The organism is Pseudolabrys sp., assembly GCF_050250095.1.
In the GTDB taxonomy this organism is placed as follows: domain Bacteria; phylum Pseudomonadota; class Alphaproteobacteria; order Rhizobiales; family Xanthobacteraceae; genus Pseudolabrys.
Map to the genome: position 1 here is coordinate 318,020 of NZ_JBFWPH010000002.1, position 11,913 is coordinate 329,932.

The window sequence follows — 11,913 nt, forward strand, 5'->3', positions numbered from 1 at the left end:
CGGCGGTACGATGCTGCAGCTCATTGCGTTGCGCGTTGCAATGTCCGTGGCGTCGCTGTTCCTTGCCGCCGCCTTTGCGTTCAGCCTTGTCCATCTGTCACCCACCGACCCGGTCGTGCTGGCGCTCGGCGACGGTGCGACCACGGAGCAGAAACTCGCGCTCGCGCGCGACTTGGGGCTCGACCAACCGATCCTGCTGCAGCTGTGGCACTGGAGCGCGCGGCTCGTCAGCGGAGACCTCGGTCAGTCGATCTTCGCGCACAAGCCTGTGATCGCGATGATCGGGGAGGCGCTGCCGGTGACGCTGTTTTTGCTTGCCGGCGCGAGCGCGCTTGCCGTCATTCTCGGCGTGCTGATCGGCTCGTTCGCCGGGCTGCGTCCCGGCTCGTGGGCCGACCGGCTGGTCAACACCGGTGTCTCCGTGGCGCTCGCGACGCCGAGCTTCTGGCTCGCGCTGCTGCTCGGCTTTCTGTTCGCGGTGAAACTGCGGCTGGTTCCGGTGGCGGGCTACACGCCTTTTGCGGACGATGCGGTGCGCTGGGCGCTCGGGCTGATTCTGCCGTGCTTCGCGCTGTCGGTTCATGGCGTCGCCGTGATTTCACGCCACATGCGCGGCGCGGTGATCGACGTGATGGATTCGGCTTACATCACCGCGGCGCGTGCGCGGGGTACGCCGGCGCGGCTGATTGCCCGGCGCTACATGCTGAAGAACGCGCTGGTGCCGATCGTGCCGGTGATCGGCATCCAGGTCGCCGTGCTGCTGGCGATCAGCCCGGTCATCGAGAAGGTCTTTGTGCTGCCGGGGCTCGGGACGCTGATGGTCAATGCCGTGATCACCAGCGACTTTCCGTTGTTGCAGGGCGCCATCCTCGTGATCGCGACGATTTTGATTCTGGTGAATTTCGTCGTCGACATTGCGCTCGGGCTGCTCGACCCGCGGATTCGCCCCCAATGAGCACCGTCACCGATCCCGCTCACGGCGCCACCGCGGTGCTTCCGGCTTCCTCTCTTTCGCTGGCCGCTATTCTGCGTCGACCGTTGACCGCGGTGTGCGTCGCCGGCACCGGACTGTTGCTCGCGGTCGGATTGCTTGCGCCGTTGCTCGCGCCCTACGATCCCAACGACACGGATGTGCTGAATCGCCTTCAGGGTCCGTCGGCTTTGCATTGGCTGGGCACCGACGAGCTTGGCCGCGATACGCTGTCCCGCCTTCTTTATGGCACGACCACCGCGGTCGAAACCTCTTTGGAAGCGGTCGCCCTGGCGATCCTGCTCGGTGTGCCGATCGGTCTGGTGATCGGCTATTTCGGCGGCTGGTGGGACCGTATCGTGATGCGGCTCACCGATATCGCGCAGTCGATCCCGTCGCTGATTTTTGCCTTCGCGGTGATCGCGATCCTCGGGCGCGGCACCCTGCAGACCGCGATCGCCGTCGCCATCGTGTTCGGCATCATCCTGTTGCGTATTGCGCGGGGGCTCGTGCTGCGGGAGCGCGAACTGCTCTATGTCGATGCCGCGCGAGTCGGCGGTCTGTCGACATTGCGCATCCTGTTCCGGGAAATCCTGCCGAACGTTGCCGGACCGCTGATCGTCGAATCCGCGTTGATGCTCGGCTCCGCGATCATGCTGGTCACGATGCTGAGTTTTCTCGGCCTCGGTCTCGATGCCGAAACGCCCGACTGGGGCAGCATGCTCGATGCGGCGCGCAAGTATCAGATGGTGAACCCGTTCATGACGTTGCCGCCGGGCCTCGCCATCATGTTCGCGGTGCTGCTGTTCAACTTTTCGGGCGATACGTTGCGGGACGCGCTGATGGGCCGCCGCCGGTCCGTGCATCGCAGACCGCGCGAAGCGGGACGACGGCGCGCTGCGGCTGCCGCCAAGCCGGCAGTCGATGACGCGACCGTGCTGGCCGCCACCGGCCTGTCCGTCGGCTATGCTACCGACAGCGGCCTCTTGTTCGACGTGCTGTCGGACGTCGCGATCGGCCTCCGCCACGGCGAAACCGTCGGTTTGGTCGGAGAATCGGGCAGCGGCAAGTCGACCACCGGCATGGCGATGATCGGCTTGCTGCCGGCGATCGCGCGCCGCAACGGGCAGGTCTGGCTCGGCAATCGCGATCTGATGGCGATTTCACCACGCGAGGCCGCACGGCTGCGCGGTTCGGAAATCGCCATGGTGTTCCAGGACCCGGTCGGCGCCTTTTCGCCGGTTCACACGGTCGGCCAGCAGATCATCGAGCCGCTGCAGACCCATCGCGGTCTCGGCCGCGAGGAGGCGACGCGCCGGGCTGTCGAACTTCTCGATCTTGTCGGCATCCCCGACGCCGCCAAACGCATCAACGACTATCCGCATCAATTCTCCGGCGGCATGGCGCAGCGCGCGATGATCGCGATGGCGCTGAGCTGCGAGCCGAAGGTGCTCATCGCGGATGAGCCGACCAGCGCGCTCGACGTTACCGTGCAGGCGCAGGTGCTGAAGCTGCTCGGCCGCTTGTCGTCGGAATACGACACCGCCGTTCTGCTGATCACGCACGACCTCGGCGTCGTGGCGGAAACCTGCGACCGCGTCGTCGTGATGTACGCCGGCGAAATCGTCGAGGAGGGACCCGTTGCCAGCGTTCTTCGCCGGCCACGGCATCCCTATACGCATGCCTTGCTCAAGGCGACGCCACGCAACGAGGCTCCCGCCGGGCGGCTGCCGACGATTCCGGGGGCGGTGCCGCCGCCGTGGGAATGGCCGGCTGGCTGCCGTTTTGCCCCGCGTTGCGGCTTCGCGATCGAACGGTGCGCCGCCGGCAAAGTGCATCTGGCGGACGGCGTGCGCTGCATCCGTGCTCATGAATTGCAACTGGCGGTCGAACGATGACCGATAGTCCGTTGCTCCAGGTTCGCGATCTTGCCATCACCTACTACGGTGGCGGCAGCATCATTCCCGGCCGCCGGCGAAGCTTCGATGCGGTCAAGGGCGTTTCCTTCGATATCGCGGCAGGGCAGGGTTTTGCGCTCGTCGGCGAATCCGGGTCCGGCAAGACGACGATTGGCCGCGCGATCCTGCGCCTGGTGACGCCGAGCCGCGGCTCGATTGTTTTCGACGGACAGGACGTGACGGCGTTCGGCCGCCGTACGCCGCTGAGCTTTCGCCGCGACGTGCAGGTGGTATTTCAGGATCCGCGCTCGTCACTCAATCCGCGACGGACGGTGCGCGATACGCTGATGCAGGTGCTCAAGCGGCATTTCGGCGTGGCCGGTGCGCAGGCTGCCGCGCAGGCCGCCGAATTGCTCGATCAGGTCGGCTTGCCGTCCTATCACCTGAACCGCTATCCGGGCGAACTGTCCGGCGGGCAACAGCAGCGCGTCGCCATTGCGCGCGCGCTGGCGCCGAAACCGCGGCTGCTGGTTTGCGATGAGCCGGTCAGTGCGCTCGACGTCTCGACGCAGAGCCAGATTCTGAACCTGCTGGCGGATCTGCGGCGCGATCTCAATCTGGCCTACCTGTTCATTTCGCACGATCTTGCCGTGGTGCGGCAGGTGGCCGATATCGTTGCCGTTATGCACCGCGGCGTCATCGTCGAAACAGGCCCGACCGAGACGCTCTATACGCAGCCCGCGGCCGAATACACCAAGATCCTGCTGGCGTCGGTGCCTTCGCTCGAGCCGCGCCGGCGCGCCAGAGATGCCGAAATACCGGGAGTACAGTGATGAGCAAGGTTCTGTTCAAGAACGGCGTCGTGATGTCGTGCAACGACAAGCTCGGCGACATCGAGAACGCCGATGTGTTGGTCGATGGAACGAAAATCGCCAAAGTCGGGTCCGGTCTCGCTGCCGACGGCGCGGACGTGGTTGATGCGACCGGCATGATCGTGATGCCGGGCATGGCCGACACCCATACGCATATGTGGGAGACGCCGTTCAAGGGGCGCATCTTCGATGCCTGGGGGATGGAATACTTCACCAACATCCATCCGCTGGTCAGCTATACCAACGCCGAGGACGTCTACGCCGGCATCTATGCCGGCGCGATCGAGTCGCTCTCGGCCGGCGTCACCTCGATCTTCGACTACAGCCACTGTATCCGGAGTAGCGAGCACGCCGACGCCGCGATGGCGGCGTTGAAGGCGGCAGGCATCCGCGCAACCTTCGGCTACGACCTGCGCGGCACCGACCACAGCGGCAAGCAGGCGCTCAAGCCGTCGGAGGGGCGCTTCTCCGATATCGAACGCGTCAAGGGCATGATCGACAACAGCCCGGAAAGCCTGCTGCGGCTCGCGGTCTGCCTCTCCGAAGTCACGAACGATTCGAAGGAGCGGATCGCGCGCGAAATCGCGTTCTCGCGAGAACTCGGCGTGCGGATGTCCTGGCACTGCAACAAGGCGGGCGAGGTCACCCATTTGTACAAGAGCGGCCAGTTGGCCGCCGACCTGATGCCGGCGCACGGCAACTACATGACGGACGAAGACATCGATTATCTCGGCGGCGTTGGCGGCTTCCTCACCACACAGCCCGAGGCCGAAACCTATGCCGGCCGCCGCTCGATGAGCATGGTCGCCCGCTGCCACCGCCGCGGCGTCAAGATCGGGCTCGGTATCGACGTGCCGGTCATCATGAATTACGGCCTGATCGCGCAGATGCGGCTGCTGTTTTTCCTCCAGCGTTACATGGACGGCATCGTCGAGCGTCACGAAGGCCAGTTCCCGATTACACGGCGGGAAGGCGTGCCGACCTTGTCGCCGCGCGACATCCTGCGGTTCGTCACCACTAACGGCGCTGAGGCGAATGGCGTCGGCGATGTCGTAGGTCAGATCACGCCAGGCTTCCAGGCCGACATCGTGCTGCTCGACACCCGCGACTTCGGCCGCGGCGAGGGCGACCCTGCGGGTCACATCGTCACCAACAGCTCGCTCGGCGACATTCACTCGGTGATGGTCGCGGGCCAGTTTCGCAAGCGTGATCGCAAGATGATCGGCGTCGACATGCCGAAGATGCTGTCGGAGCGCATCGCCGCTCGCGATCGCATCTATCAGCGCGCCGGCGAGCAGCCCGGCAAGTACAACAAGACCTATTGGAATTGGGGTGCGAGCGCGGTGAACTAGCGACGCTGGCATGCGGTTCGGCAGGCCCGTTCGGCTTGCCCTGCCGCGTGTTTCTCGATGTTCACAACTCTGCACAACGGTGCGGTTCGTATCAGTGAAATCAAGTGCTTAGCCGCTGCAAGAAATAGGCTGTTCAGGCCGAATTTCGGCATGCGACGTTGAATTGCAGTTCTTCCATCGCGATCCGCCGGGACGCCATCATGACCGCCAGCTTGAAAAACGAACTCGACCTTGCCGCCTACTGGATGCCGTTCACCGCAAACCGGCAGTTCAAGGCCGCGCCGCGCCTGTTCAGCGGGGCGAGCGGCGTGTTCTACCGCACGGTCGATGGCCGCGACGTGATCGACGGTTCCGCCGGTCTGTGGTGCGTCAATGCGGGGCACGGCCGCCGCGAGATCACCGACGCGGTGGCGCAGCAGCTCGATGAGTTGGATTACGCGCCGTCGTTCCAGATGGGCCATCCCAAGGCCTTCGAGTTCGCGACACGGCTGGCGAAACTCGCGCCCGACGGGCTCGGCCGCGTGTTTTTCACCAATTCGGGATCGGAATCGGTCGACACCGCACTCAAGATCGCCCTCGCTTATCATCGCGCGCGCGGCGAAGGCCATCGCACGCGGTTGATCGGGCGCGAGCGCGGCTATCACGGCGTCGGCTTCGGCGGCACCTCCGTCGGCGGCATGGTCAACAACCGCCGCGCGTTCGGCTCGCTGCTCGCCGGCGTCGATCATCTGCCGCACACACATAATCTTCAGGCGAACGCCTTCTCGCGCGGGCAGCCTGCCTGGGGCGCGCATCTCGCCGATGCGCTACTCGACCTCATCGCGCTGCACGGCGCCGAGACGATCGCGGCGGTGATCGCCGAGCCGGTCGCGGGCTCGACCGGCGTGCTGGTGCCGCCGGTCGGTTATCTCGAGGCGTTGCGGGCGATCTGCGACAAGCACGGCATTTTGCTGATTTTCGACGAAGTGATCACCGGCTTCGGCCGGCTCGGCCAGCCGTTCGCATCGCAGTATTTCGGCGTGACGCCGGATATGATCACCACCGCCAAGGGCATCACCAACGGCACCGTGCCGATGGGCGCGGTGTTCGCGCGCGACAGCATCTACGACGCCTTCATGAAGGGGCCGGAACAGATCATCGAGCTGTTCCACGGCTACACCTATTCGGGCCATCCGATCGCCTGCGCCGCGGGCCTTGCGACGCTCGACATTTACGACCGCGAGCAGTTGCTGACGCGCGTCAACGCGATCGCGGATGTCTGGGCCGATGCGTTGCATTCGCTGCGCGATCTGCCGAACGTGATCGACATCCGTAATCTGGGCCTGATCGGCGCCATCGAACTCGGCAGCCGTCCGGGTGCGCCGGGCGCACGCGGCTACGATGCGCTGGTCGCAGCATTCAACAGCGGCCTTTATTTCCGGACCGCCGGTGACATCATCGCGCTGTCGCCGCCGCTTACCATCACGGTCGAGCAGATCGGGCAGCTCATGGCAGTCCTGCGAAAGGTTCTCCTGGGCGTGAAGTAACGCCCTGTTTCCCGGCGCCGGCTTCAGCGGGCTCCGGCAACCTGAAGGCGCTCGGCGAGGCCGGCCGGCTCGCGTCCGGTCAGCGAGCGGACCAGCCCGATCTTGATGCTGGCGACGTGCTCGCGCATCAGGCTTTCGGCGCGTGCGGCGTTCCGCGCGACGATGGCATCGTAGATTTTGTGATGATCGTCGTGCCGGTCGACGATGTTGATGAATTCGAATGCAACCACATTGCTGACCGACGACTGCGGAACCCGTTCGCAGAGCCGCAGCATCTCGCCCAGCATCCGGCTGCGGGCGGCCTCGTGAATCGTATCGTGGATGATGACATTGATTTCGCCGAACTCGATTCGGTTGAGGTCGGTGAGCGATGTTTTGGTCAGCAGGGCGTCGCCCCGCGCCAGCGCCGCTTCGATGTTGCGACGGTGCTCGTCGCTCAGCCCGCGCTCGGCGGCGAATTTCGCCGTCATCGCTTCGAGATTGGCGCGGATGTCGTAGGCGTCGACGATCTCCGAAATCTGGAACGCGCGCACCGAATAGCCGCGGTTCGGCGCGTAGTCGAGCAGGCCTTCGCTGGCCAGCGTTTGCAGCGCCGAGCGGATCGGCGTGCGCGACACCGCCAGCAATTCACTCAGCCGCATTTCGTGCAGGCGTGCGCCGGGCGGAAAGTCACCGGACAGCACGGCGGACCGGATGCGGTCGGCCACCGAAATGGACCGTGTCAGGGCGCGTGTGGGTGCGGTGGGCTCTGTAAGCCCGGTCAAAGCGCGACTCATGGGGGAGCAATGTATACAAAAGCTTGACCAATGGAAGGATTGTACTCAATCTTGAGGAGGATCCAAGTCTGGAGGTTGCGATATGGCTGGGTTTGCCGACGGCGCGATTGAGCAGATCACTGAGAACAGGCTGCCTCACTATGAGCCCTATGGCTGGCACCATTGGCCCGAACACCCGTGGCTCGCCTATCAGTTCCGGCGCGGCCTCGGCGAAAGCCAGGAGGGCGGTGGCACGGTCTCTGAGATTTTCCTCGCCGCCTCGCGCATGGAGCCGGGCAGCCTGGAAAGCTGGCACGTCGAATGGAAGCGCATCGCCGACCGGAACTGGCAGCGCGGCCTCGACGAAGAAAAACTCGGCCATATCCGCACCGCGATGAACTGCTTTTTGCGCGCGGCGGACTACTACCGTCAGGCCGAATTCCATCTCGAGCCAAACGATCCGCGCCGGCTGCCGACCTTCGAGGCGATGGAGGCTTGTTCCAAGAAGTTCATCGGCTATCTCAATCCGCCGGGTGAGGCGGTCGACATTCCTTATGAGGACGGCAAGCCGATCTGCGCTTACTTTGTCCGCGCGCCGTTTCCCGGCAAGAAACTTCCCGTGCTGATCTGCATGGGCGGTCTCGACTCCATCAAGGACGAGATGTGGTTCATGCAGGCGCATGGCTGCCTGCAACGCGGCATCTCGGTGCTGATGATCGACGGCCCCGGACAGGGCGGCACGCTACGCCGTCACAAAATTCACAGCCGTCACGATTCCGAAGCGGCGATCAGCAAATGCATCGACTGGCTCGAGAAACGGCCGGATGTCGATGCCTCACGCATCGCATTATGCGGCTCGTCGCTCGGCGGCTACTACGCGGCGCGCGCCGGCTGCTACGAGCACCGGCTCGCCGCCTGCATCTCGCATGGCGCGATCTGGGACGTGCACGAGATGTGGAAGGACAAGGGTGAGGACTTCGGTCTTGCCATGCACATCAAATGGGTTCTCGGCGCGAAGACCATGAAAGAGGCGATGGAGAAGGCCAAGGCTTTCACGCTGGACGGCCATCTTCAGAAGATGCGGTGCCCCTATCTCATCGTCCATGGCGGCTACGACGTGCTCACCGTGTCGGCCGCCACCAAGGCGCGCGATTATGCGCTCAAGCATGGCGTCGATGTCACGTTCCGTCTGGTGCAGCCGGATGAGACCGGCGCCGAGCATTGCCAGCATGACAACCCGACCATCGGACAGGAAATCCTGGCCGACTGGCTGGCGGACAAGTTCGGCATCGACCAGCGCGCCTTGCTGAAGACCAGCTTCAATCCGCTGGTCTAGCGGGAGCGCCGATAGCGGCGTCGATGTTTGTCTTTCAGGGACAATAGCTTAGGGCGAAGCCACGGACGCTTCCGCTCGCCACTGCGGCGCGCGGCGCCTGCGTGGGCGGCGTCGAAAGTTCGAAGGTTTCCACTGGCAAAGCGGCGGGGGACAATGGAATTCGTTTTGCCGATCCAATAGCGTTGCCGTCGAACCCGGCTCCGCAACGGCCGGGTTTGGGGTGGGCGGTGCAACGAACTATCGGACTTTCATGGGCGGTTGCCGCGCTGGCATTGGTCGCGCTGGCGAATTGCTCCTCACAACCGGCAAGCATCGTCGCCGACGACGAGGCTCTGTGCCGCTATTCGGCAGCCACTGTCGGTCCGAACAGGTCCGAAGCGCAAGCTTACGCCAATTGCCGCGCCCGGATCGGCCAGTCGCGTACGACGACGCTGGCCGCCAATGCGTCGGCGATCCAGGGCTACGCGCTGATAAAAACGCCGACCGAGATGGCTAACCCCTGCGCCGCGCCGGGCGCTCCCAAGGATTGTTCGCCGGAGGACCTGACCGGTTCGATCAATCCGGCGCCGAAGCCGGTGCCAGAGCCCAAGCGCTGAGCGTCGGGCATCGCCGGCGGGTAATACCGCTATCCGCGACACCGCCGGGAAACTAGGATCAGAGCCTCGTCGTCCGGTCATCGCCAGCGATGACCGCGTGTTTCGCGGATAGTCATGGCGCATCTCGCCGACATCTTCTCCAGTCATCGTCCAAAGCCCGGCCGGGCGGCGATGTCCCGCGAGCAACTCGACTTTCTGCGTTTCGAGCAGGTTGCGGCATTCTATCGTAACGCGGCGCCGGGCGCGTTCGGCAGCCTGTTCGCCGCGGTGATCCTGGCGGGAATGCTTTTCTACATTGGCGGCATTCCCCTCCGGTCGATGCTGATCTTTGACGCTTTGGTCGGAACGAGCATTGCGGGCCGGTTCGTGCTCCTGCGCGCCTATGCGCGGGCAAAGCCCGAACACGCCGACTGGCGGCGATGGGGAATTGCGGCAACGTTGAGCGCGCTCGCCGGCGGCGTCGCGTGGGGATCGGCGACGTTGTTTCTGATGGTCGACGGTCGCGCCGATCTGCAATTGCTGGTGTTCCTGACCGCCGCCGGCATGTCCGCCGGTTCGATCACCGCGTTCGGCACATTCCTGCCGGCCTACTACTGCAGCCTGTTTCCGATGATGGTGCCGACGGTCATCTGGTCGATGTTCCAGAGCGACACCTTGCATTGGACCTACGCCATCCTGAGTCTGTTGTGGATCGTCATCATGGCGATGCTGGCGCGCACCTTCAGCCGCATCCTGGTTGAATCGCTGTCGCTGCAATTCGAGAATTTGTCGCTGGCCAACAGTCTTCGGCAACAGAAGGAAGTCGCCGAGGCGGCCAATGTCGCGAAGTCGCGCTTTCTCGCCGCGGCAAGCCACGATCTGCGCCAGCCGGTGCATGCGATCGAAATGTTCGTCGGCGCGCTCGCCGGCCAGCCGATGAGCAGCGATGCGCGGCGGCTGGTCGGGCAGATCAAAGGATCGGTCGACTCGCTCGGCGGTCTGTTCAATTCGATTCTCGATATTTCCCGGCTCGATGCCGGTATCGTCGATGCGCGGCCGCGTCCGTTCCCGATTGCACCGCTTCTGGAGCGCATCTGCCGGGACGAGCGGCAGGTGGCGGATCGCAAGAATGTCGATGTCCGGCTGATGCACAGCAGCGCCATTGTCGAAGCCGATCCCGTGCTGCTCGAACGCATTCTCAGAAATCTGATTTCGAATGCGGCGCGTTACACCGAGGCAGGACGAATATTGATCGGCTGCCGGCGAGGAAAACGGCTGTCGATCGAGGTCTGGGACACCGGGCCGGGGATTTCCGAAGCGCATCGTGAGTTGATTTTTCAGGAGTTTTTTCAGGTCGGAAATTCCGAACGCAGCCGCACGCGCGGCCTCGGTCTCGGTCTCGCGATCGTGCGGCGTCTGTCGGGCATCCTTCACATGCCGGTGACACTGGAGAGCGTGCAGGGCAAGGGATCGGCGTTCAAGGTTTCGGTGCCACTTTCGGTCGAGGCGATCGAGATGCCGCACGGGGTGCCGGACGACTCTGCGGTATTCGACTTTCAGAGAAAGTTGCGGATCTTCGTGATCGACGACGAACCTGAAATCCAGGTCGCCATGCAGGCGTTGCTTGGCGCATGGGGGCACGCCGTCGTCGCCGCGGGATCGGGCGACGATATCATCGCGCAAATCGACGGCATGAAGACGCCGCCCGATCTCGTGATTTCCGACTACCGTCTGCGCGGCGGCGAGAACGGTCTGCATGCCATCAAACGCCTGCGGGAGCGTTTCGATGGCGGGTTGCCGGCGATCCTGATTACGGGCGATACGGCGCCGGACCGCCTGCGCGAGGCGGCGGCCAGCGGGTGCTTCCTGATGCACAAGCCGATTTCGAACGCGCGGTTGCGCGCCGCAATCACGAACCTCACCAAGCCGGACGAGGGGAGGCCGGTCTAAAGAACGCTGGCGCGGCGCGCGAAGGCGACGGCGTCCGCGCGATTGGTCACCCGGAGCGACTTGAAGATCGCGGTGATATGAGCCTTCACCGTCCGTTCGGCGAGTTGAAGCTCGCGGCCGATCGCCTTGTTCGAAAGTCCGCGGTCGAGAAGGCGCAGCACTTCGATCTGCCGCTTGGTGAGCGGCGTCGCGATATGGTGGAGCGAGCCGGCGGCCCCGCCGCCGTTGCTGTCGCTGCGCAGCATGACCGGCGGAACGTAGACCTCGCCCGACATGACAAGCCGGATGGCTGACAGCAGCGTTTCGGGACTTGAGGATTTCGGCACATAGCCCAGCGCGCCGGCCGCCAGTCCGCGGCGGATGTCGCCCGGATTTTCCGAGGCGGCGAGCAGGATGACGGGAAGGTCGGGCCGGATCTTGCCGAACTCTTTCAGCGCGGCGATGCCGTCAATCTCCGGCATTGAAATGTCGAGCAGCACGACCTCGATGTCCGGATTGGCGTCGACGACGTCGAGGCCTTCCCTGGCGTCCTTCGCCAAGAGGACCGACATGCTGTATCGCGGCTGTTCGAGCAGCGCGGCGAGGCCTGCGCGTACCATCGAATGATCGTCGACAATCAGGAGTTTCATGGCGCGCGATAGCTGTCTGGCGTAGCCGTCCACCGGGATTTTCGGGGAAA

The 11,913-nt window shown here is 64.4% G+C and carries 10 protein-coding genes; 8 read left to right on the forward strand and 2 right to left on the reverse strand.

Annotated elements, in window-relative coordinates:
- Positions 1-10 precede the first annotated feature (10 nt).
- From AB7F10_RS06860 to AB7F10_RS06880, 5 genes are all read left to right on the forward strand, one after another.
- On the forward strand, positions 11-955 hold the full coding sequence (locus AB7F10_RS06860) for an ABC transporter permease (protein WP_428559310.1): 945 nt from the start codon (positions 11-13) through the stop codon (positions 953-955).
- A complete protein-coding gene (locus AB7F10_RS06865; RefSeq protein ID WP_428559308.1) occupies positions 952-2,868 on the forward strand; it encodes a dipeptide/oligopeptide/nickel ABC transporter permease/ATP-binding protein in 1,917 nt (638 codons plus the stop codon). Before AB7F10_RS06860 ends, AB7F10_RS06865 begins: the two co-directional genes overlap by 4 nt.
- Positions 2,865-3,701 carry an ATP-binding cassette domain-containing protein gene (locus AB7F10_RS06870; protein WP_428559306.1) on the forward strand — a complete coding sequence of 279 codons (837 nt, stop codon included), beginning with the start codon at positions 2,865-2,867 and terminating at the stop codon, positions 3,699-3,701. The genes AB7F10_RS06865 and AB7F10_RS06870 overlap by 4 nt, the downstream gene beginning before the upstream one ends.
- Complete coding sequence (locus tag AB7F10_RS06875) at positions 3,701-5,092, forward strand: amidohydrolase family protein (protein WP_428559303.1); 1,392 nt, start codon at positions 3,701-3,703, stop codon at positions 5,090-5,092. The genes AB7F10_RS06870 and AB7F10_RS06875 overlap by 1 nt, the downstream gene beginning before the upstream one ends.
- Positions 5,093-5,292: 200 nt before the next feature.
- A complete protein-coding gene (locus tag AB7F10_RS06880) occupies positions 5,293-6,618 on the forward strand; it encodes an aspartate aminotransferase family protein (RefSeq protein WP_428559300.1) in 1,326 nt (441 codons plus the stop codon).
- A 23-nt stretch (positions 6,619-6,641) separates the two neighbouring features.
- On the opposite strand, the gene AB7F10_RS06885 is transcribed toward AB7F10_RS06880, so the two are convergent.
- Positions 6,642-7,325, reverse strand: coding sequence for a GntR family transcriptional regulator (locus AB7F10_RS06885; protein ID WP_428559298.1), 684 nt, complete (start codon positions 7,323-7,325; stop codon positions 6,642-6,644).
- A gap of 151 nt (positions 7,326-7,476) precedes the next feature.
- Here AB7F10_RS06885 and AB7F10_RS06890 point away from each other — a divergent pair, with 151 nt between their 5' ends.
- From AB7F10_RS06890 to AB7F10_RS06900, 3 genes are all read left to right on the forward strand, one after another.
- Positions 7,477-8,709 (forward strand): alpha/beta hydrolase family protein, encoded by a 1,233-nt coding sequence (locus tag AB7F10_RS06890; protein ID WP_428559296.1) that lies wholly within the window; start codon positions 7,477-7,479, stop codon positions 8,707-8,709.
- A 101-nt stretch (positions 8,710-8,810) separates the two neighbouring features.
- Positions 8,811-9,305 carry a hypothetical protein gene (locus tag AB7F10_RS06895; protein WP_428559294.1) on the forward strand — a complete coding sequence of 165 codons (495 nt, stop codon included), beginning with the start codon at positions 8,811-8,813 and terminating at the stop codon, positions 9,303-9,305.
- A 114-nt stretch (positions 9,306-9,419) separates the two neighbouring features.
- The gene (locus AB7F10_RS06900) at positions 9,420-11,234 is read left to right on the forward strand and encodes an ATP-binding response regulator (protein ID WP_428559292.1); all 1,815 of its coding nucleotides are present in this window, start codon (positions 9,420-9,422) and stop codon (positions 11,232-11,234) included.
- Here AB7F10_RS06900 and AB7F10_RS06905 read toward each other — a convergent pair.
- Positions 11,231-11,863 carry a response regulator transcription factor gene (locus tag AB7F10_RS06905; protein WP_428559290.1) on the reverse strand — a complete coding sequence of 211 codons (633 nt, stop codon included), beginning with the start codon at positions 11,861-11,863 and terminating at the stop codon, positions 11,231-11,233. The two genes, AB7F10_RS06900 and AB7F10_RS06905, sit on opposite strands and share 4 nt — an antisense overlap.
- Positions 11,864-11,913 lie beyond the last annotated feature (50 nt).

What these genes read in the sequence shown, in the direction of transcription:
- AB7F10_RS06905 (WP_428559290.1), bottom strand. Translation starts at nt 11,863, where the DNA reads ATGAAACTCCTGATTGTCGACGATCATTCGATGGTACGCGCAGGCCTC.
- AB7F10_RS06865 (WP_428559308.1), top strand. Translation starts at nt 952, where the DNA reads ATGAGCACCGTCACCGATCCCGCTCACGGCGCCACCGCGGTGCTTCCG.
- AB7F10_RS06900 (WP_428559292.1), top strand. Translation starts at nt 9,420, where the DNA reads ATGGCGCATCTCGCCGACATCTTCTCCAGTCATCGTCCAAAGCCCGGC.
- AB7F10_RS06890 (WP_428559296.1), top strand. Translation starts at nt 7,477, where the DNA reads ATGGCTGGGTTTGCCGACGGCGCGATTGAGCAGATCACTGAGAACAGG.
- AB7F10_RS06870 (WP_428559306.1), top strand. Translation starts at nt 2,865, where the DNA reads ATGACCGATAGTCCGTTGCTCCAGGTTCGCGATCTTGCCATCACCTAC.
- AB7F10_RS06860 (WP_428559310.1), top strand. Translation starts at nt 11, where the DNA reads ATGCTGCAGCTCATTGCGTTGCGCGTTGCAATGTCCGTGGCGTCGCTG.
- AB7F10_RS06880 (WP_428559300.1), top strand. Translation starts at nt 5,293, where the DNA reads ATGACCGCCAGCTTGAAAAACGAACTCGACCTTGCCGCCTACTGGATG.
- AB7F10_RS06875 (WP_428559303.1), top strand. Translation starts at nt 3,701, where the DNA reads ATGAGCAAGGTTCTGTTCAAGAACGGCGTCGTGATGTCGTGCAACGAC.